Here is a 21856-nt window from a genome sequence, read left to right as displayed (position 1 = left end):
CCCCGGCGAGGGGGAAGGAGAAGCGACAAAAAGTGCGCGCAGCCTGGGGGAGTACCTAGTGAAGGACGCGTGAAACCGGGGTGCCGCCGATGTCGGCTTCGAGCACGAACATGGGCACCGGCACGTCGAAGCGTTCGCCTTCTTCCGTCACCACGAAGAAGCTGCCGTGCATCGTGCCGCTCGCGGCCTGCAGGCGGCAGCCGCTGGTGTAGCGGAAGGATTCGCCGGGCGCCAGCAGCGGCTGCTGGCCGATCACGCCGAGGCCCTTGACCTCCTGCGGGTGGCCCGAGGCGTCGTTGATGAGCCAGTGGCGGGCGATGAGCTGCGCGGCCACCGAACCCGTGTTCGTGACGGTGATCGTGTACGAAAAGGTATAGATGTTGTCCTTGGGGGAGGACTGGTCGGCCAGGTAGCGTGGTTCGACTTGTACGCTGAAGGGGCTGTGTGACATGGGCGCGATGGTAACTGCAGGCCCCGGTACCCCTACGGGGTTCAGATGGTTTCGCCCTTCGGCGTAGCCTCGGGGGCGGCGGTCGGAACGGTCTGGAACAACTGGTCGCGCAACGCCGCGGTGGCGGCCGTGTCCGGGTCGCGGTCCGACGTGCCCACCACCACCATCCGCCAGACCTGGCCGCCGCTTTTGAGCAGCGTGGCATCGACGTGCCGCGAGGCATCGGAGGTCATGGCGCCCTTCATCTGCAGGCCGAAGCGCCCCTTGACGCTGATCGGGCGGGCGCGCGAGTCCAGTTCCATCGCCGCCCGCACCGCGTGCACCCACACCCGCTGGTACTCGTCGAGGCTCACGTGGTCCAGGCCGCTTTCCACGGCGAAGACCGCGACCACGCTGTCGGACACGAAGGTATGAACCACGTCCCCCGAAGTGTTGGATTGCTCGCGGTATTGCCAGCCGCGCGGGATGTCCGCGCGCAGCTTCGTGACAGGGTTCGTCCATGCAAAGCCGGCGTAGTAGCGGATGTTTCTTTCCGTCTCGCGGTGATGGATGAAGACCACCCCGGCCACCAGGCCCACCAGCGCGGTCGTGGCGATGCCCGTGCGCAGCGCGCCGGTTCCCGTCGCGTGCACGAGGTAGCGCTTCTGGTCGTAGGAGGCCGGGCGGCCCTCCTTCACCTCGAAGAACTGGCGGCCCATGGTGATCAGCGTGACGAAGGGAATGCCCAGCCCGAGGCCGGACAGGTAGACCCACGCCACGCGCCCCAGGTACTGCACGAAGGTCGGCCGCCCGCCGTCGTGCAGCGTGACGCGGATGCCGAACAGCAGCTTGCCCAGCGTGGTGCCGAACAGGCCGAAGACGATGGCCTCGAAGAACAGCGCCACCGGCACGATGATGAGCCCCAGCGCGGGTGTGGACGAAGGGTTCTCCATCCACAAGCCGAACGCCGGCCAGATGCGGCCGACGACCGCGCCCAGGAAAAAGCCGGCGGGCACGCACAGCGTCCAGACGTCGAAGATGCGCGCGAAAAAGCGCCGCCACGGGCCGGCCGGCGGCAGGCCGGGGGCGCGCATTCGCGGTGTCGGCGCCTCCACGGGGCCGTCCGACAGCCATGGCTCCGGCTCTGCGTCCGCACGCGCGAACTGCGGCGCGGGTGTCGGGGCGGAAGCCGATGGCTCGGGCAGGGGCGGCGTCTCGCGCATGGCGGTGGATTCGAATTCCGGCAGCAGCACGGGCTCCATGCGCATGCCGGGCAGCACCAGTTCCTCGACCTGGTGCAGGGGCTTCCAGGCCAGCCGCCCCGGACGCCACACCAGCGTCTGTGCGCCGATGGCTCCCGTGCGGATGCGCTCATGGATCTGCGCGACCGACAGCGGACCCTGCCTGTCTTCGCCCTCTGCGTACCACCAGCCCTCGTCCATAGGACCCCCCATTTGTTGTACCCGCGCGCCTGCGGCAGGCCAAATGTATCGGGAAGTATGCAAGCCTCCAAGGACAACGGCCAGGGGCTGAAGCGACAATCGGGGGCATGAGCACCCCGTTCCGCATTGCGCCTTCCATCCTGTCCGCCGACTTCGCGCACCTCGGCCAAGAACTGACCGACGTGATCGCGGCCGGTGCTGACTGGATCCACTTCGACGTGATGGACAACCATTACGTGCCGAACCTGACCTTCGGGCCGATGATCTGCCAGGCACTCAAGCCCTACGCCAAGAAGGCGGACGGCACGCCGGTGCCGGTCGACGTGCACCTGATGATCCAGCCAGTCGACGCATTGGCGGCCTCGTTCGCGCAAGCAGGCGCTGACTACATCAGCTTCCACCCCGACGCATCGCCGCACACGCACCGCAGCATCCAGGCCATCAAGCACGCCGGCTGCAAGGCCGGGCTGGTGTTCAACCCCGGCCTCGGGCTCGAGGCGCTGGACTGGGCCATCGACGACATCGACCTGATCCTCATCATGAGCGTCAACCCCGGCTTCGGCGGCCAGAGCTTCATCGACTCGGCCCTGCGCAAGATCGAACTCGCGCGCAAGCGCATCGAGCAGAGCGGGCGCGACATCCGCCTCGAAGTCGATGGCGGCATCAAGGCAGACAACATCGCGCGCGTGGCCTCGGCCGGCGCCGACACCTTCGTGGCGGGCAGCGCGATCTTCAATGCCAAGGACTACGGCGCCGTGATCGCCGACATGCGCAAGCAGCTGGCCGGCATCAGCGCCTAGGTTCGGGCGCTGCCTGAGGCGGGGCGCGTGCACCTGTTCCTGACAAGAGGCCTTCGTTGCAGCCCATCCCTTTTTGCCCGCTGCCAGGCCAATGGCGTCTTTGCGCGCAGGGAGAGGGCTCCGCAATAATCCCCGCATGTCCTCCGATCCTTTTGCCGGCGCGGCCACCGACAGCCTGCGCATCCACACCTTCGCCTCGCTGAACCCCGGCCCGCGCCTGCTCGTGATCGGCGGCGTACACGGCGACGAAACCTGCGGCACCGAAGGCATCGCGCGCATCCTGGCCGAATTCGACGCCGGCACGCTGCAACTGCAACGCGGCGAACTGACGTTGGTGCCCATCGCCAACCCGCTTGCACGCAGGCGCCTGCAGCGCGAGGGCGAACGCAACCTCAATCGCCTGTTTCGCCCGAGCGACGAACCCGCCGACTACGAAGCCCGCGTCACCAACCGCCTGGCCCCGGTGATCGCGCGCCACGAAGTGCTGCTCGACCTGCACTCCTTCCAGAGCGAGGGCGAGGCCTTCGCGATGATCGGCCCGCGCGACAACACCGGCACGCTGGAGCCCTTTGCCCGTTCGTACGAAGAAGGCCAGCTCGCGCTGCACATCGGCACGCCCATCGTGGTGGAAGGCTGGCTCGACATCTACGCGGCCGGCCTCGCGCAGCGCGCGGGCGGTGCGCCGGCCGACGAGGCGGCGATCGACTTCGGCCGCGGCACCAACGAATACATCCGCAGCTGCGGCGGCTACGGCGTCACGCTCGAATGCGGCCAGCACCAGGACCCCGAGGCGCCCGAAGTCGCGTGGCGTGCCATCCGCCGCACGCTCGCGCTGCTCGGCATGGCCCCGCTGCCACCGGGCCTGGCGGGCGCGCCGGCCCAGCCGCCCAAGCTGCTGCGCCTGGCCAGCGTGACCGACCGGCTGCATGAAGACGACAGCTTCGTGCGCGACTGGGCCACCTTCGACGAAGTGCTGCGCGGCGAACCCATCGGCATGCGCCACGACGGCACGATGCTGAACGCGCCCGACGACGGCTTCATCGTGTTCCCGAACGCGATGGCGCTGCCGGGGGCCGAGTGGTTCTACTTCGCGCATCCGAGCGAGCGCGAGCTGGGGCCGGTGGCTGGCGCGGCTTGAAGCCGGGCCGCTGCAACGCAACAAACAGAGCGCCCGTATGGCTCCCTCCCCCACTGGGGGAGGGTTTGGGTGGGGGCACGACGGCCTCCACAAAAAAGCGCGGCGCCTGATCGAAGGCCTGCCCCCATCCCAGCCTTCCCCCAGCGGGGGAAGGAGAAACTCCCGCTACTGCAGCACTTCTTCCGTCGTCACATCGAAACGCTGCAGCGTGTTCGCACCGAACACCATCGTGATCGGCACGTCGGCCGCGTCGCGGCCGCGCGCCAGCACCACGCGGCCGATGCGTGGCGTGTTGTGGCGCGCATCGAAGGTGTGCCAGCGGTTGCCCAGGTACACCTCGAACCACGCGCTGAAGTCCATCGGATAGCGCACCGGCGGAATGCCGATGTCGCCGAGGTAGCCGGTCACGTAGCGCGCCGGGATGTTCATGCAGCGGCACAGCGTGATCGCCAGGTGCGCGAAGTCGCGGCACACGCCCGTGCCCTCGCGAAAGCCTTCGAGTGCCGTGCGCGTGGCGCGCGCCTTCTGGTAGTCGAAGCGCAGGTGCCGGTGCACGAAGTCGCAGATCGCCTGCACGCGCGGCCAGCCCGGCGTGACGTTCGAGAAATTGGCCCAGGCGAACTGCAGCAGCTCGCTGTCGACCTCGCAATAGCGGCTGGGCAGCACGAAGGGCAGGGTCGATGCCGGCAGGTCGGCCGCCGCGTGCTCGATGGCGCCCAGGTCCACCGGGTCGGGCCAGCCGGTGTCGTACACCACCGCATGGTTGCGCAGCCGCACGCTGCTCACGCCCGCGGGCACGTGCACGCGGGCGCACTGGTTGTCGAAGGCGTCCTTGTAGTGGTCGGTCACCAGCGGCGGGCTGATGGTGATGTGCTCGCCGCCCTGCAGGTCGGCGGTGCGCGAGGGATGCACCTGCAGCATGTAGATCAACGCTGTGGGGGCGGTGACGCCGAGCTCGATATCGAAGCCGATCCTGATCTGCATTGCGTTCTTTCTTTCTTTGTTCCCTGGGGTGGTCCGGGTGATTGCGCCCGGTGCGCGAGACACGGTGAAGACAGCAAGCACGATGGGTGCCATCTTGCGGCCCATGCTATGCGCGTGCCCGGTGCCACCGGCGCGGCCAGGATGCCCGAAGCCGCGTAGGCCGTCGCGATGCGCTGTCGGCGCGTTCCTACCGCGCGCCCGCTTGTTCTCCCACGCAGGGGGGAGGGCGGCCACTACGGATGGCGGCCCGCGCGAAACATAACCTTGCATTTCGCTTGCAGCCTTGCACCCACCCTGCACCCGCGAGCGAAACCCGAGACATCGCGACACCCGCGACAGCCCATCTGCCTGCTTGCCTGCCCGTCTGTCTGCTTCCTAGGAGGGAACCATGGAGATTTCATCGCTTTTCGACTCGCTCACCACCGCATGGGGCGACGAGATCCTCGTCTGGGCCGTTGCCGCCGTCGCGGGGTGCATCTGCCTGATCGCGCTGGTGAACGTGCTCGACCTGTTCCTCGACGGCAACGAAGCGGGCTGAGTGCCCACCCCATGAAAGATTCCAGGTCCACGATGACGCCACAGAACAAGGCCGCCGCAGGCCGCCGCGCCGGCACCAAGGCGGGCGACGGCAGCAACGCCAAGCAGCAGCAGCTCGAAGGCTTCACCGTCGAGCATCCGCCGACCCTGACCACCAACCAGGGCCTGCAGATCCCGGACAACCACAACTCGCTGAAGGCCGGCGTGCGCGGGCCCACGCTGCTCGAAGACTTCATCCTGCGCGAGAAGATCACGCACTTCGACCACGAGCGCATTCCCGAGCGCGCCGTGCATGCGCGCGGCTCGGCGGCGCATGGCTACTTCCAGGTCTACAAGTCGATGTCGCAGTTCACCTGCGCCGACTTTCTTCAGGACCCGGACGCGAAGACGCCCGTTTTCGTGCGCTTCTCGACCGTGGCCGGCTCGCGCGGGTCGGCCGACACGGTGCGCGACGTGCGCGGCTTCGCCGTCAAGTTCTACACCCGCGAAGGCAACTACGACCTCGTGGGCAACAACATCCCGGTGTTCTTCATCCAGGACGCGATGAAGTTCCCCGACCTCATCCACGCCGTCAAGCCCGAGCCGCACCACGAGATGCCGCAGGCCGCGAGCGCGCACGACACCTTCTGGGACTTCGCCTCGCTCATGCCCGAGAGCACCCACATGCTGATGTGGGCCATGAGCGACCGCGCCATTCCGCGCAGCCTTCGCATGATGGAAGGCTTTGGTGTCCATACCTTCCGCTTCATCAACAGCCGCGGCGAGAGCCACTTCGTGAAGTTCCACTGGAAGCCCAGGCTCGGCGTCCACGGCCTGCTGTGGGACGAAGCACAGAAGATCGCCGGCAAGGACGCCGACTTTCATCGCCGCGACCTGTGGGAAGCCATCGAGAACGGCGACTTTCCCGAGTGGGAGCTGGGCGTGCAGATCATTCCGCAAGACAAGGAGCATTCGCTCGGCTTCGACCTGCTCGACCCCACCAAGCTCATTCCCGAAGAAATGGTGCCCGTGCAGAAGATCGGCAAGCTGGTGCTCAACCGCAACCCCGACAACTTCTTCGCCGAGACCGAGCAGGTGGCCTTTCATCCGGGCCACGTGGTGCCCGGCATCGACTTCAGCAACGACCCGCTGCTGCAGGGGCGCCTGTTCTCGTACACCGACACGCAGATCTCGCGCCTGGGCGGCGCCAACTTTCATGAGTTGCCGATCAACAAGGCCGTGTGCCCGTTCCACAACATGCAGCGCGACGGCATGCACCGCCAGACCATCGCGCGCGGCCAGGTGGCTTACGAGCCCAACACGCTGGGCAGCGGCGGCGCCGAGTTCCGTGTCGATGGCGGCAGCAACGGCTTCCAGTCGTTCCCCGAAGAGATCGATCCGCCGAAGGTGCGCAGGCGCAGCCCGTCCTTCGACGATCACTTCACGCAGGCGCGCCTGTTCTTCAACAGCCAGAGCGCTGCGGAGAAGGAACACATCGTCGCCGCCTTCCGCTTCGAGTTGTCGAAGCTCGAAGTGCCGGCCATTCGCCAGCGCATGGTCGACAACCTCGCGCACGTCGACGAGAAGCTCGCGCGCCGCGTGGCCGAGCCGCTCGGCATCGGCGAGCCCGATGCCAAGGCAGCAGCTGGCCGCGCGGGCTTTCGCGACCATCGCATCGCGCTGCCGATCGACGAGTCGCCGGCGCTGAGCATGGCCGACACCGGCGACGGCTCCATCCGCACGCGCAAGATCGCGATCCTCGTGGCCGATGGCGTCGACTCGGCCTCGCTCAAGCCGATTCGCGATGCGCTCGAACAGGCGGGCGCGCAATGCAAGGTGGTGGGCCCCAGGCTCGGCACTGTGGCCAGCGCGTCCAGGCGGCAGATCGATGTCGACATGACCTTTGCCAACACACCCTCGGTGATGTTCGACGCGGTGCTGGTGCCGGCCGGCAGCGACAGCGCCGCCGCGCTCGCGGCCATCGGCGACGCAGTGCACTTCGTGCTGGAGGCCTACAAGCACTGCAAGGCGATCTGCACGGTGGGCGAGGGCGTGCAGTTGTTGTCCACGCTGGGCATCGTGGCGGATTCCGATGCGCCCGCGGGCGTCGTCGTCGCGGCCACGCCGGTGACCAACCTGGGCGATGCAACCGCGGCAACGCAGATCGCGCACGACTTCATCGCAGCGATCGCAAAGCACCGCCACTGGGACCGCGCCAACATCGATGCGGTGCCGGCGTAAGCACGGGCGCAAGGGCTCCACCGGAACCCGGTAGTCCTTTTGCGCTAGACCGTATTGCGAATAGGCGCGGCCAGAGCCCGCTCCTAGACTTTCCCCACGAGGCCTGAACGGCGCGCACTTTCGACGCGCCGGCCGCCCGCTTCCGGCGGGCGCACGGGCCGCGCGCGGGGGTCCAATGGCGTGGTTATCGAGATGGGGATGGGAACGCCCTGCGCGTGATCGTGCGGGGGTCGCAAGAGCTCTCGGTCTTGCAGGCATTCTTCTCCTGGGCTTCGGCCCTTCGGCAATGGCACAGCCGCAGCAGGGGACGAGCGCCGAGGCCGCCGCCGACCGCATGGAGCAGGCGCGGCTGGCCGACACCGACACCTTGCTGGCACTGACCAGCGAGGGCGCCGTGCTCTATGGGCAGGACACGGTCAAGCTCTCGGGCTACCAGTACTGCAGCCAGGCCGTCGCACTGGCCGAGGCCGGCGAGTTTCGCCAGAGCGTGCGCGCCGCCAGCAAGGCGCTGCACCTGGCCAACGCCACCAACGATCCGAACCTGATGGCGATGGCCAATCGCGACCTCGCCATCGTCTACAGCTACTCGGGCCAGCTCGAGAAAGCGGAAGAGTTCGCCCGCGAAGCGCTCAAGCATCCGGCACGCGACCCCAAGCTGGTCGTCGGCCCGGTGCAGAAGGTGATCGGCGACGTGCGCACGCGGCGCGGCGATTTCTCGGGTGCGGTGCTCAGCTATGACGAAGCGCTGGCCAACAGCTCGCCGCGCTATGCACCGCTGGTGCAGGCCTCGCTGGTCAATGCGCTGATCGAATCGGGCGATGCGGTGCGGGCGCGCGAAGTGCTCGGCACCATGGCACCGCCCAAGGACGCACCGCTCACCGCGCAGCTCGACCGCACCCGGGCGCGCCTGCTGCTGGCCGAGAACAAGCCGGCCGAGGCACGCGACGCCTATCGCGCGCTCACCGCGCGGCAGGTCGGCGTCGACACCGAGTACTACCGCCTCTGGGCCTGGGACGGTGTGGCGCGCAGCGAACTCGCGCTTGGCGAGAAACAGGCCGCGGCCGAAGCCGTGGGCCGTGCGCTCGGCGACGTGGACCACGTGCGCGCCAAGTTCCGCAGCGAAGAATTCAAGATGGGCCTGTTCTCGGACCTGCAGACCGTGTTCGAGCGCGGCGTGTCGATCTACAGCGACGCGGGCGATGCGCGCCAGGCCTTCGAGGTCAGCGAGCACAGCCGCTCGCGCGCGCTGCTCGATGCGGTGCGCGGCCGCGCGAAGATCAACGACCAGGCCGCCAACACCGTCGACCTCGCCACGCTGCAACGCACGCTGGCGCCCGATGAGCGCGTGGTGCAGTTCCATTCGCTGCCCGACCGGCTGGTGGTGTGGGTCGTGAGCGCGGGCGACATCACCGAGAAGACGGTGGCGGTGAAGCGCGACGACCTCAACGAGCTGGTCGAGACCTTCCGCAACTCCATCGTGCGTGGCCGCCGCACGGCCATCACCAACGCCGACAAGCTGGGCGCCGCGCTGCTCGGGCCGCTCGGTCTGGCACCGGGGCAGCGGCTGATCGTCGTGCCGCACGGGCCGCTGCACTACCTGCCGTTCCAGGCGCTGCGCCTGGACGGCCGCTACGTGATCGAGACGCACCCGGTGTCGGTGGCGCCTTCGATCAGCATCGCCGTGCAGCTGGCGCAGCGCACGCCGCGCGTGAACGCATCGCTGGTGGCCTTCGGCAATCCGCGCATCGAAGACAAGTACGACCTGCCCGGCGCCGAGTCCGAGGTGAAGCAGCTCGCGCAGATCTTTCCGCGCAACAGCGTGTACATGGGCGCGGCCGCCACCAAGACGCAGTTCCGCGACGTGGCCTCGCGCTCGCCGCTGATGCACGTCGCGGCGCATGCGGAGGCCGATGCGGTCGACCCGCTCTACTCGCGCATCCTGCTGGCCAACGAGGGCGGCAAGCAGAACTTCCTGGAGGCGCACGAGATCCTCGGGCTGCCGATGGACGGCACCGCACTCGTGACCTTGTCGGCCTGCGAGTCGGGGCTGGGGCGCATCGCGCAGGGCGACGAGGTGCTGGGCTTCACGCGCTCCTTTCTGTCGGCCGGCAGCTCCAGCCTGATCGCGTCGTTGTGGCCGGTGTCGGACGACGCAACGGCCGTGCTGATGAGCACGCTCTATGGCGAGCTGGCCAAGGGCCGCGACATCCAGAAGGCCATGCAGGCCGGGCAACTCGCCGTGTTGAAGGACCCCAAGATGTCCCATCCCTTCTTCTGGGCGCCGTTCAACCTGATCGGCAACTGGCGTCTCACGGTCGGGAGCTGACATGCAAGCCCGCCAACGCCCCACGCCGATCGCCTTCGCGGTCACCGCACTGGTCGGTGCAGCCTTGTTCGTCGCAGCACAACGCACGCACGCGGGCGAGGCTGAAGCCGGTGCCACCGCGCTCCTGCCGACCGCCGACCCCTGCGGCACCTGCGACCGGCCGCTGGCGCAGGCCACCGGCACGGTCGCGCCGCAGAGCCTGCCCGCACCGCCGCAACCCGCTGCAGCGGCAGCCGGCTCCTTCAAGCTCAACGACCTGCGCCTCAATGGCGTCAAGGCACTGAGCAACGAAGAACTGCAGGCGATCACCACGCCCTACATCGGCCGCAACGTCACGCTCGGCGACCTCGAAGAACTCGCCAAGGCCATCACCGCCCGCTACAAGGAGCGCGGCTACTTCCTCGCGCAAGCCGTGGTGCCGGTGCAGACCGTGCGCGACGGCATCGTCGAGATCAGCGTCATCGAAGGCCGGCTCGGCAAGGTCGACGTGGTGGTCGCGCCCGATGCGCCCATCAGCGAGGCGCGCGTGCGCGGCTTTCTCGCGCCCCTGCAGCCCGGCGAAGCCGTGAGCGCGCCCGACTACGAACGCGCGATGCTGCTGCTGTCGGACCAGCCCGGCGTCAAGGTGTCGTCGGGCCTGCAGGAAGGCACGCAGGCCGGCACCACCGACCTGTCGGTCGAAGTGGCGGCCGCGCCGCGCTGGGCCTTCACGGCCGAGGCCGACAACCACGGCACCAAGGAATCGGGGCGCTACCGCGCAGGCGGCACGGCGCGCTGGCTCAGCCCCTTCGGCATCGGCGACAACCTCGACATGCGCCTGATGGTGTCCAACGGCAATGCGCTGCAGTTCGGCCGCGTTTCGTACGAGGCGCCGATTGGCACCAGCGGCCTGCGCGCGGGCATCGGCCTGTCGCGCGTGAGTTATGAACTCGGTGGCCAGTTCTCCGAACTCGATGCACGCGGCCGCGCCAACGTGCTCGACTTTTCGCTCAACTACCCGCTGATCCGGCAGCGGCAGCAGAACCTGTTCCTGCGCCTGGGCATCGACGTGAAAGACCTGACCGACGAACTGCGCGCGGTCGACTTCACCTCGAAGAAGCGCGTGAACGGCCTGAGCCTGGGCTGGACGTGGGAGCGCCGCGACGAACTGCTGGGCGGCGGCTACTGGGCCAGCTCGGGCACGCTGTACCACGGCAACCTCTCGATCAAGGACGGCGAGAGCCGCGAGTTCGACCAGAGCATCACGGGCCACCACACCGCGGGCGGCTTCACCAAACTCAGCTTCCAGCTCTCGCGCCTGCAGGCCATCGTGCCGCGCCATTCGCTGTACCTCTCGCTCGGCGGCCAGTGGGCCAGCAAGAACCTCGACGCGTCGGAAAAACTCGCGCTCGGCGGCGCGCGCGCCGTGCGTGCCTACCCCTCGGGCGAACTGCTGGTCGACCAGGGCCTGATCGGCACGGTCGAATGGCGCTGGTCGGTCAACGACGAGCTCACGCCCTTCCTGTTCTACGACGCGGCGTGCGGAAAGATCGTGCGCAACCCCACGCCCTTCGATGGCGTCAACAGCCACAGCCTGCGCGGCTATGGCATCGGCCTGAGCTGGTCACGGCCGGGCAATTTCTCGATCAACGCGACGCTCGCCTGGCGCGCCGGCACGCCGGCCGCGCAGACCGATGGCGGCGGCCGCAACCCGAGGCTGTACGTGCAGCTCGTCAAGGCGTTCTGACCATGAAGCAACGCAACAAGCTCCTGCCGCTGCGCCCCCTGGCGCTGTCGTTGATCTGCGCGGGCCTGGCACCGGCCATGGCCCAGGTGCTGCCGGTCATTTCTCCGCTCCCGGGCGCCATCCTCGGCAACGTGACGGTCATGCAGAACGGCGGCGTGATGACCATCAACCAGCCGCTGCAGCGCGGCATCGTCAACTGGCAGACCTTTTCCATCGGCCCCGGCGGTGTGGTCAACATCGCGCAGCCGAGCACCGCGGCCGTGCTGCTCAACCGGGTGGTGGGCGATGGCTTGAGCATCCAGGCGTCCCGCATCGACGGCACGCTGCGGACCTACCTTGCGAGCAACCCGAACCTGCCGGGCGGCAGCGTGTTCCTCATCAACCCGAGCGGCATCGTGTTCGGCAATGGCGCGTCGGTGAACGTGGGCGGGCTGGTGGCGTCGACCCTGAAGATCACCGACGACAACTTCATGCCCGCCGGATCGGAGAACAAGGCCTTCGGCAAGAACGATCAACTGATCTTCGTGGGCGACACCGCGAACAGCGTGGCGCAGGTGAAGCTGGAGGCCGGTGCGACGATCACCGCCTCGCCGGGCGGCACCGTGGCGCTGCTCGGCGGCTCGGTGCGCAACGAGGGCAACATCAACGTCGCGCGCGGCTCGGTGGGCCTGGTGTCGGCCAGCAAGGTCACGATGAACCTGGACTTCGACGGCGACGGGCTCACGACCTTCAAGGTGCCGGTGGACGGGCAGACCACCTTCAAGCTCGCCGACCTGCAGGCCAGCGACCCGACGGCAACGGCACAGCTCATGAACGTCGGGAGCACCGACAAGAGCAACAAGCAGTGGGGCGTCGTCTCGGCCGATGGCGGCCGCGTGGTGCTGATGGCCGCGGCGGCGGACACCGATGCGCGGCAACTGGTCGTGAGCCAGACCGGCGTGGTCCGCGCACGTTCGCTGTCCACGCGCAACGGCGAGATCGTGCTCGACGCGGGCCAGTCGAAGGTGGGCTCCAACGAGATGCTGCTCGGCGGAACGCTGGATGCCAGCGGCACCGACGCAGGCGTGGCCGGCGGCAGCATCACGGCGCAGGCCGACTATGTGCGCCTGACCGGCATCGCCGATGCCGGCGGCAGCCAGGGCGGCAACATCCAGGTGACGGGCGTCAATGCGGTGAGCATGTCGCCCGATGCCCTGTGGAGCGCGAACGCAACGGGCGCGAACGGTGCCGGCGGCACGGTCGGGTTCAGTGCCGACTTCGTGCACGTCTCGGGCCAGGTCCAGGCGCGCGGCGCGGGCAGCGGCGCCGGCGGCACCGTCACCACGAGTGCCCGGCAGCTGGAGATCAGCGACCAGGCGAAGATCGACGCGGCAGGCGGCGCCACGGGCGCCAACGGCGTCTGGGTCGCCAATTCCAACAGCACGCTCAACGTGGACAGCACCACGCCGGCCTACGACCCGTCGAGCTACGCGCAGAACACGGCGGACACGCGCGTGAGCACCAGCGCCATCGGCTACACGCTGGGCCGCTCGACCGACGTCACCTTGCGCAACAGCGCCAGCGCCATCGAAGGCAGCGCGCCCGACGTGATCTTCGTGGGCGGCACCAGCATCGTGAAGTCCGAAGGCCGCGACGCGCGGCTGACGGTCGATTCGCAGCGCAACATCGAGATGTTCTCGGGGTCGTCGATCCAGTCGAATTTCGGCGCGCTGCATGTGGACTTCGACGCCAATGCGGACAAAGGCACGTCGGGTGGCGCGATCGTTCTTTCGGGCGCCAACATCGCCACCAACGGCGGCAACATCCGCTTCTATGGGCAGCGCGATCCGGTTGCGGGGTATGCGGTCGGCGGCACGGCGGATTCAGACGGCGGCCCGCACGTCGCGCTGGCGGGCGTCACGCTGTCCGACAGCCAGCTCTCGACCTGCGCGATGGCATCGGGCACCTGCGGCGGCACGGGCGCCATCAGCCTGCGCGGGCAGGGCACCAGCAACTCCGCTGGCGGCGACCCCAACTACTACGTGAGCGCGGGCGGCGTGCTCATGGCGGGCGGCAGCCTGACCACCGGTGCCGGCAACATCGCCATCGTGGGGCAGGGCGCCATCGGCGCGGCCGGCGTGGAAATGCGCGTCACCGATGGCGGCAGCCCGGTGCTGCGCACGGGCACGGGCGACGTGTCGATAGTCGGCAGCTCGCGCAGCTGGACGGCGACCGATCCGGCCGTGGTCTACGCCAGCGAAATCACCCCCAACGACAGCAGCGGCGCGCCCACCGTGGTGACGGGGCTCAACACCGGCGTGTCGCTGAGCGGCACGGTCATCGTGGCGGGCGGGCGCGTCGGCATCGACGGCACGGGCGGCAACCTGCAGGATCTTTCCGCCGACCCCGGCTTCGTTCGCGCGGCGAGCGTCGCCAACAACGGCAACGGCGTGAGCTACGGCTCGGGCGACGGGGTGGCCATCTCGGGCGGCAGCATCGTGGCCGGCAAGGGCCAGCAGGTGTCGGTCGCGGGCACGGCGGGCGGCAAGAGCTTCCAGGTCGATGGCCAGGGTGTCGTGACGATGGGGGCCGACCCCAGCGCCGTGACGATCAGCGTCGGGGGCAGCGGAGGCATCTTTGCCGAGGGCGGCCGGATCGCCATCGACGGCCGTGGCGGCGACGTGTCCGTGACGCGCGGTTTCGGCAACAGCGACCTGCCGCTGCCGGTGAGCACCGCGATGCTCGACGTATCGAGCAGTACCGGGGCAGGCGGCACGGTCGCGATCACCGGGCGCAACGTGCTGGTCGACGACGTCTATACCGTTCCCACCATCGACGCGAGCGGCGCGGGCAAGGCCGGCAGCATCGACATCGAGGCCACCAACGTGATCGCCATCGGCGCCAAGGCAGGCCTGGCCGCCAATGCCAGCTCGGCCACGGGCGACGGCGGCTCGGTGCGCGTGATTGCCGGCGACACGCTGCGCGCCTACGGCAGCCTCGCGGCGCGCGGGGGCAGCGCGGGCGGCAATGGCGGCACCGTCGAAACCTCGGCGCCGCACTTCGACCTGTCGGGTGTGCGCGTCGATGCATCGGCGCCGGTGGGCACCGCGGGCACCTGGCTGATCGACCCCTTCGACGTCACCATCGCGCATGGCAACGGGCCGGGTTCGTTACCCACCAACCCCTTTGTTCCGGTGATGAACTCGACCATCCAGGACGGCGACATCAACGCGGCGCTCGACAAGGGCACCAGCGTGACCATCACCACCGGCACCGCGGGCACGAGCCCGGGCAACATCAACTTCGACAGCGGCGTCGTGGTCGAGCGCACCGCCGGCACCACGCCGATCACGTTCCGGCTCGATGCCAACAACGGCATCGGCCAGAACCCGCCGCCGTGCCCCAGCTTCCCCTGCAGCCCGTTCGTGCCGACGGTCATCCGGTCGACCACCGGGCCGCTCGACGTGGTCTTCAACGCCAAGGGCGTCGGCGGTGGCTTCAGCAACGGCATCGTGTACAGCGGGCAGATCCTGACCGACGGGGGCAACGTCACGATGAATGCCGACGCCACCAGCACGGGCAACCGCGCCATCCAGCTGAACAACACGACGATCGACACGCGCATCACGGCGCTGGGCGACGCGGGCCCCGGCGGCTTCGTGCAGATCACCGGCAAGCGCGAGGCGCCCACCTTCTCGACCACCGGCGCGACTGTCGAGTTCAACGGCGTCAACATCCAGAGCAGCACGGGCAACGTGGCCATCTCGGGCATCGGCGTGCAGGGAGCGGGCGTGCGCATTGCCGACGGCACGGCACCGAGCCAGATCCTCACGACCAGCGGCGACATCCAGATCGTCGGTGTCGGCAGCGCGCCGACGACCAGCTTCGGCACGACGACCGTGCAGAGCGTGGAGCTGAACGACGCGCTGGTGCGCAGCGTCGACGGCAACATCGCCATTCGCGGACTGGCAACGGCCGGCCCGGCCGGCGACACCTCGGGCGGCGTGCTGATCGCCAACAACGCATTGGTCACGACGCTCGGCGTGGGCAACATCGACATCGCCGGCGAATCGCAGTCGGGCGGCGCGGGCCTCACCATCGCGCCGACGGGGCGTGTCGACGGCAACCGCAACGTGGTGCTGCGCGCGAGCAATGGCGGTGCGGTCGATGCACTGGTGATCGGCGGCACGGTGCGCGCGGGCAACGTGCTCGACCTGCGGCCCGGCGGTGTGGATGCCACGGGCAATGCGGTGGACCGCACGGCGAACCCCATCACGCTGGGCGGCACGGCGGCCACGGGCTTCGCGGTGTCGGCGGACGAGTTCACGCGGCTCAATGCGCCCACCATCGTGGCCGGCAGCAACGCGCACGCGGCGGACATCAACGTGGTCGGGCCGTTGTCGCTGTCTTCGGCGCTCACGCTGGAGAACGGTGGCGGCGGCAACATCCACCTGGGTGGCGCGGTCACGGTGCCGACGCTCGGGTTGCTGTCGCGCGGCGACATCACGCAGGCCGCCAATGCACCCATTACCGCCACCACGCTGATGGCGCGCTCGACCGGTGGCAACGTGCTGCTCGACCAGGCGCCGAACAACGTCAGCGCGGCCACGGTCGGTGGTGGCGCGGCGGGGGCCTTCCGCTATGTCGATGTCGACACGGTGCAACTCGGGTCGGTCTCGGTCGTCGGCTTCGATGCCGCGAGCAATGCGCCGCAGGTCGAGGCGGCCACCTCGATGGCGGCCGACACGGTGTTCGTGCGCACGCTGACCGGCGACCTGCTGCTGGGCACCAACGTGAGCAGCACGAACGGCACCGACCTCGTGGCGGGTTCGCGATTCCAGAACCTCGGTGCGTACTCGATCGGCGGCGCGCCATGGCGCGTGTGGGCCGACACGTGGGTCGGCGAAACGCGCGGCGGGCTGCTGGGCTCGGGGCTGTACCCGAACCTGTACCACTGCGCGTACCTGGGCCTGTGCTCGGTGAACATTCCCGCGGGCGCCAACCACTTCATCTATGCGCAGCAGCCAACGGCCACGGTGCTGATCGGCAGCGTGAGCCGGCCGTTCGGTTATCCGAACCCGCTGTTCAGCTACACCATCGGCGGGTTGATCCTCGGCGACACGGGGGCGGGCTTCGCGGGCGTCGTCGGTTCACCGGCGGTGCCGTCGAGTCCGCTGGGCGCGTACCCGATCAACGGCACCTTCACCTCGGCGGAAGGCTATGCGGTCAACGTGGTGCCGGGCACGCTGCTGGTTTCGGGGTTGCCGAACCTGCCGCGCCCCGATGTGCTGCGCGACCTGCCGAGCACCTGGCTGTACGACCGCAACATCGGGCCGGCACCGATCTGCTACGCAACCGGGCCGCTGGAAGGCGACCGCGCGGCGCAGGGGGGAGACGTGTTGGCGCGCGAGTGGTCGCGTGTGCGGTCTCGGCCCAATCTTTCGAGTTGCGTGGATACGGAGAAGCGGAACGGGTGTTCGGACTTCTGAGGAAGTTTGCTGTTTGTCCTGAGCTTTGTTCGGGGCGCGTGCACAGGACATCGGGTACTCCCCTCCGCGAATGTCCCCCGCTTCGCTCCTCCTTTATTTCGCTGCGGGGAGCACCCGATGCCCTGTGCACAGTGGACGCTGCTCTGGTACTCGCCGATCAACAGCTGCACTGTCCAACGCTCACGCTGGCGGGGTGCCTTGCGCAGCGAAATAAAGGAGGAGGGGCGAAGCCCCGGGGGACATTCGCGGAGCAAGGCACCCCGTCGGCGTGGGCGTCGCCCTGAACAACGCGCCCCCGAAAAACTCAAACTCCGCGAGCACGCCGGTTGGACATCACCACGTTGTCCTTCGCAATGACCTGCCCTTCCTGCATCGCTGCGATCCAGGCAGCAGTCGATGTCACCGCCGCGAAATTGCTGTGGAACACGACGCTGAAGACGCGATGGATTTCTTCCGCAGTGACCTTGCCCGCCGCATTCTCGTAAGGCAGCGCGCCGCTGGCGTCCGCCAGGAACTCCACGCTCAGGCCACGGTGCATCGCCTCGTAGACGGTAGAGGCATCGCAGTTTTGCGTCATGTAGCCGGCCACGCTCAGCGTGTCGATCTTGTTCGTGGCGATCCACTCGGCGAAGTCGGTGCCGGTGAACACGCTCGGGAAGGTCTTGGTGATCAGGTGGTCGTGCGGCCGCTTCGCGATCTCGGGATGCAACTGCCCGTTGTGCGTGTCGGCCTGGAACACCGGCGCGCCCTTGGGCGCGTGGTGGCGCACCACCACCACCGGCGTGCCGGCGGCGCGTGCGGCGTCCATGGCGCGCGTCACGTTGGGCAGCGTGTCTTCGATGGGCGGGTATTCGATCGGCAGGCCACCGCCTTCGAAGTATTCGTTCTGCACGTCGATCACGACGAGGGCGCGGCGCGGTGCGGTGTTGCTCATGAAGATGCTCCTTCTTGTGTGTGGATGGGATGGCCTGATTCTTCGCGTTGATGTCCTTTCCCGAAAGTGGCCCGAAAGCCATTCATCGATAAGATCGGGCCATGACCCGTCCTGCCGTCGAAACCATCGCCGTCGTAGCCTTCGACGGCATCAGCCCGTTTCACCTGTCCGTGCCTTGCATGGTCTTCGGCGAAGACCGCACCGAAGACGGCGCGCCGCGCTTTCGCATGCGCGTGTGCGCGCCCGAGCCGGGGCCGCTGCAGACCAACGCAGGCTTCACGCTCGGCGTGACGCACGGGCTGGAGGCCATCCGCCGTGCGCAGATCGTGGTGGTGCCTTCTTGGCGCGACGACGGCAGTGCCGCGCCGCCCGCGCTCATTCGTGCGCTGCAGGCGGCGCACCGCCGGGGCGCCACCGTGGTGGGGCTGTGCCTGGGCGCTTTCGTGCTGGCCGAGGCCGGCCTGCTCGACGGCCGCCCGGCCACCACGCACTGGAAGCTGGCGCCGGCTTTCGCAAAGCAATATCCGAAGGTGCAACTGCAACCGGAGGTGCTGTACGTGGACGACGGCAACGTGCTCACGTCGGCCGGCACCGCTGCAGGCATCGATTGCTGCCTGCATCTGCTGCGCGTGCGCTACGGCGCCGAAACGGCGAACCGCGCCGCGCGGCGCATGGTGGTCGCGCCGCACCGGCAGGGCGGGCAGGCGCAGTACATCCAGCAGCCCATGCCCGCGACCGGCGAGCGCGACCGCCTCGCGCCGCTGCTGGAGTGGCTCGGCAGGCACCTCGATGTGCCGCACGCGCTGGACGACCTGGCCCGGCGCGCGCTGATGAGCCGCCGCACCTTCACGCGGCGCTTTCGCGAATCCACCGGCACCACCGTCGGCCAGTGGGTGCAGAACCAGCGGCTGGCACTGGCGCAGCGGCTGCTGGAGACGACGGACCATCCGGTCGAGCAGGTGGCGACCGGCGCCGGCTTCGGGTCGGCGGTATCGCTGCGCAAGCATTTCCTGTCGGCGTTCAAGGTGTCGCCGACGGTGTACCGCCGGCAGTTCTCGCGGGCCGAAGCGATGGCCTGAACAGGCAGGCCGCAGGGCTCAGGCCGCGTGCGCGTGGCGCCGCGTCGTCAGCAGCGCGCGCAGCTTGGCCGGCGCGACCGGCTTGGTCAGCAGCATCACGCCGCCGTGGCGCAGGCGTTGCAGCACCTCGGGCCCGGTGGCGCCCGACACCAGCACCGCGAGCGCGTCGGGCTGCAGGTGCTTGGCGGCGTCGATCACGTCCACGCCGTCGCCATCGCCGGCCAGTTGCAGGTCGCACAGTACGGCGTCGTAGTGGATGTCGCCGGTGCCCAGCCGCGCGATGGCCTCGGGGCCGGTGGTCACGCATTCGACCTGGCAGCCCCATTGCTCCAGCAGCGTGCGGCTGCCGTCGAGGATGGCCGGGTCGTCGTCCACCACCAGGCAGCGCAGGCCGGCCAGGGGCGCGGGCGCGAGCGGCGGCGGTTCGGCCGGCACGGCATCGGTGATGCGCGCCGCGGGCAGGGTGAAGGCGAAGGTGCTGCCGGCCTGCAGCGCGGAGCGCACGGTGATGCGGGTGCCCAGCAGCGTGGCGATGCGCGCGCAGATCGCCAGCCCCAGCCCGAAGCCGCGGCGCCGGTCGCGCTCGGTGTTGGCCACCTGGTAGAACTCCTCGAAGATGCGGCCCTGGTGGATCGGCGCGATGCCCACGCCGTTGTCGCGCACCTCGATGCGCACGCCGGCCGGGCTGCGCCGCGCAGCCACCAGCACCGTGCCGCCATCGGGCGCATGGCGCAGCGCATTGGTGACCAGGTTGCCGACGATGCGCTGCAGCATCGCCGCGTCGGTGCGCACCGCCAGGCCGCGGTCGCTCCAGCGCAGGCGGATGTGCCCTTCGACGGCGGTGGCGGCGTGCTGCGCATCGAGCTGGTCGAACAGCGCGGCGAGCGAGACCTTGGTGATTGCCGGCGTCAGCACCTGCGCATCGAGCCGCGAGATTTCGAGCAGGTCGTCGAGCAGCACGCCCATGAACTCGGTGCTCTCCTGCAGCCGCATCACGGCCGGGCGTTGCGTGGGCGAGGCGCCCGGCAGCAGCCCGTCGATGAACAGGCCCATGGCATGCAGCGGTTGGCGCAGGTCGTGGCTCGCGGCTGCCAGAAAGCGCGCGCGCGACAGCGCGGCCTGCTCGGCCTCGGCCATGCGCTGCAAGGCCACGGCGGTGGCTTCGCGCACGCGCTCTTCGCTGATCTGGCGGTTGCGCTGCAGGCGTTCGGCCAGCCGGTCGATGTCGTGCGCCAGCACCGCCAGCTCGTGCGTGCCGCGCGTGCCGCCTTCGACCACGTCGCAGCGCATCTCGAAATGGCCGGCCTCCAGCGCGGCCACGGTGCGCGACACGCGCCGCAGCGGCCGCGCCACGGTGCGCGCCATGTGGCGCACCGACGCCCACGCCGCCAGCAGCGCGACCAGCGCGATGCCGATGCCGGCAATCAGCGAGCGGCTGCGCTCGCGCGTGTAGGCCGTGGTGTCGCGAAAGGTCTGCACCAGCCCGATGGGCGCATCGCCCACCGCGGTCGACCCGGCGGGCGCGAAGGCGCTGGCACGCGAAGCCTCGCGCAGCGTGACCGGCGAGGTGAACATGCGCAGCTGTGCGAGCGACGCGGTCTTGGGCCCGGCCGTGACGTACACGCCGGCGCTGTTGCTGATCTCGACGCGCGTCACCTGCCCGCCGCGCAGTGCCGCGTTGGCCACGTTCTGCAGCGCGGGCACGTCGCCCGCGTACAGGCTCAGGTCGGACATGGCCGCCACCTGGCGCGCGACGGCCTGGCCTTCGGCGTCGAAGGCGGCTTCGAGCGTCTGCAGCCGGTTGTGCGTGAACCAGCCGGTGAGCGCGAGCGCCACTGCCGCGCAGGGCACCACGCCAAGGCGGAACAGGTCGCGCTGCAGGTTGCCGCGCACCACCAGCGTGTTCGCCGAAGCGTGGTGCACCGGTGCCGCATCGGCCGGCGCGTGTTCGTTCGCCGCGCCGGTGGGCACCGAGCCTTCGGGCAGGCGTTCGGTGCTCATCGCGGCGCCGCGAGCCGTTCGGTCAGTTCCCGTTCCTCCGGCAGACGCAGGCCGAGTCCGCGTGCCACGGTGGCGTTGACGCGCACGGTGGCCGGCGTTGCCGCTTCCACCCACGGTGCGTTGCTGTTGTTGCTGCTGCCGGCGCTGCTTGCACTGGCGACTTTCTGGCCCAGCAGGCGGGCCTGCTGCGCAAGCTGCGAGGGCGTCGACACCGCGGCGGCCAGGCCGCCCGAGCGCACCAGGCCTTCGCTCGCGCCGAACACCGGCAGGCCCGCGCTGGCGCCGGCGCGCAGCACCGTGAGCGTGGCCGCCTGGTTGTCGCCGATGAGGTCGGGCAGCACCATGAGCGCGTCGCTCTGCGGCACCACGACGCGCAGCGCGGCGGCCAGCGAGCGGGCGTCGGGCGCGTACTCGACGTGCAGGTCCCACGCGGGGTTGGCACCTTGCGCCGCGCGCTGCAGTTCGCGCACCAGCGGTTCGGACTCGGGCGTGGCGACCACGCCCACGCGGTGCTTCTGCGGCAGCACGGCGTTGATGAGCGCGAGCTGGTCGGCCATGGCCGGGTCGCGCAGCAGCACGCCCACGCGCCGGTCACCGCGCTTCAAGGCCGGGTTGCTGGCCTTGAGGGCTTCGTAGTCGAGCCGGCTCAGCATGGTCAGCACCAGCGGCTCCTGGCCCGGGCGCTCGATGGCGGCGCGGGCCGCGGTCGGGCCGACCGCCATGGTCAGGGGCGTGTCGGCGGCGGCGGGGCGCAGGCTGCGCGTGCGCACG

14 protein-coding genes are annotated in these 21856 nt (G+C 69.3%); 8 read left to right on the top strand and 6 right to left on the bottom strand.

The genetic code is table 11. The features are described from left to right. Window positions 1–55: 55 nt before the first annotated feature. Window positions 56–451, bottom strand: a complete 396-nt coding sequence (gene apaG / locus ACGLHS_RS25655) for a Co2+/Mg2+ efflux protein ApaG (protein ID WP_093246215.1) — start codon at window positions 449–451, stop codon at window positions 56–58. A gap of 41 nt (window positions 452–492) precedes the next feature. Then, on the bottom strand, window positions 493–1872 hold the full coding sequence (locus ACGLHS_RS25650; RefSeq protein ID WP_394484385.1) for an RDD family protein: 1380 nt from the start codon (window positions 1870–1872) through the stop codon (window positions 493–495). 107 nt (window positions 1873–1979) lie between these two features. Here ACGLHS_RS25650 and rpe point away from each other — a divergent pair, with 107 nt between their 5' ends. Continuing rightward, window positions 1980–2672 carry a ribulose-phosphate 3-epimerase gene (gene rpe / locus ACGLHS_RS25645; RefSeq protein ID WP_093246213.1) on the top strand — a complete coding sequence of 231 codons (693 nt, stop codon included), beginning with the start codon at window positions 1980–1982 and terminating at the stop codon, window positions 2670–2672. A 136-nt stretch (window positions 2673–2808) separates the two neighbouring features. Further along, window positions 2809–3810 carry a succinylglutamate desuccinylase/aspartoacylase family protein gene (locus ACGLHS_RS25640; protein WP_394484383.1) on the top strand — a complete coding sequence of 334 codons (1002 nt, stop codon included), beginning with the start codon at window positions 2809–2811 and terminating at the stop codon, window positions 3808–3810. Between the two features lie 165 nt (window positions 3811–3975). On the opposite strand, the gene ACGLHS_RS25635 is transcribed toward ACGLHS_RS25640, so the two are convergent. Continuing rightward, complete coding sequence (locus tag ACGLHS_RS25635; RefSeq protein ID WP_093246211.1) at window positions 3976–4794, bottom strand: transglutaminase family protein; 819 nt, start codon at window positions 4792–4794, stop codon at window positions 3976–3978. A 388-nt stretch (window positions 4795–5182) separates the two neighbouring features. Between ACGLHS_RS25635 and ACGLHS_RS25630 the strand changes: the two genes are divergently transcribed. From ACGLHS_RS25630 to ACGLHS_RS25610, 5 genes are all read left to right on the top strand, one after another. Continuing rightward, window positions 5183–5332 (top strand): hypothetical protein, encoded by a 150-nt coding sequence (locus tag ACGLHS_RS25630; RefSeq protein ID WP_176801230.1) that lies wholly within the window; start codon window positions 5183–5185, stop codon window positions 5330–5332. 32 nt (window positions 5333–5364) lie between these two features. Continuing rightward, window positions 5365–7551, top strand: a complete 2187-nt coding sequence (katE, locus tag ACGLHS_RS25625; RefSeq protein WP_394484380.1) for a catalase HPII — start codon at window positions 5365–5367, stop codon at window positions 7549–7551. Window positions 7552–7837: 286 nt separating this feature from the next. Further along, on the top strand, window positions 7838–9877 hold the full coding sequence (locus ACGLHS_RS25620; protein ID WP_394484378.1) for a CHAT domain-containing protein: 2040 nt from the start codon (window positions 7838–7840) through the stop codon (window positions 9875–9877). A gap of 1 nt (window position 9878) precedes the next feature. Then, on the top strand, window positions 9879–11603 hold the full coding sequence (locus tag ACGLHS_RS25615; protein WP_394484376.1) for a ShlB/FhaC/HecB family hemolysin secretion/activation protein: 1725 nt from the start codon (window positions 9879–9881) through the stop codon (window positions 11601–11603). Between the two features lie 2 nt (window positions 11604–11605). Further along, window positions 11606–17071, top strand: coding sequence for a filamentous hemagglutinin N-terminal domain-containing protein (locus ACGLHS_RS25610; protein ID WP_394484374.1), 5466 nt, complete (start codon window positions 11606–11608; stop codon window positions 17069–17071). Between the two features lie 304 nt (window positions 17072–17375). Here ACGLHS_RS25610 and ACGLHS_RS25605 read toward each other — a convergent pair whose 3' ends face one another. Beyond that, on the bottom strand, window positions 17376–18005 hold the full coding sequence (locus ACGLHS_RS25605; RefSeq protein WP_394484372.1) for a cysteine hydrolase family protein: 630 nt from the start codon (window positions 18003–18005) through the stop codon (window positions 17376–17378). A gap of 101 nt (window positions 18006–18106) precedes the next feature. On the opposite strand from ACGLHS_RS25605, the gene ACGLHS_RS25600 reads away from it, so the two are divergent. Then, complete coding sequence (locus ACGLHS_RS25600) at window positions 18107–19084, top strand: GlxA family transcriptional regulator (protein WP_394484370.1); 978 nt, start codon at window positions 18107–18109, stop codon at window positions 19082–19084. A gap of 18 nt (window positions 19085–19102) precedes the next feature. Here ACGLHS_RS25600 and ACGLHS_RS25595 read toward each other — a convergent pair whose 3' ends face one another. After that, window positions 19103–21085, bottom strand: a complete 1983-nt coding sequence (locus tag ACGLHS_RS25595; protein WP_394484368.1) for an ATP-binding protein — start codon at window positions 21083–21085, stop codon at window positions 19103–19105. Continuing rightward, window positions 21082–21856, bottom strand: a 775-nt coding sequence (locus ACGLHS_RS25590; protein WP_394484366.1) for an ABC transporter substrate-binding protein, incomplete at its 5' end; no start/stop codon positions are given. The genes ACGLHS_RS25595 and ACGLHS_RS25590, both read right to left, overlap by 4 nt.

It is taken from the genome of Variovorax sp. VaC1 (genome assembly GCF_043658315.1).
Lineage (GTDB): Bacteria > Pseudomonadota > Gammaproteobacteria > Burkholderiales > Burkholderiaceae_C > Variovorax.
The sequence above is the reverse complement of the archived record's forward strand: the minus strand, read 5'-3'. Positions and strand labels throughout refer to the sequence as shown.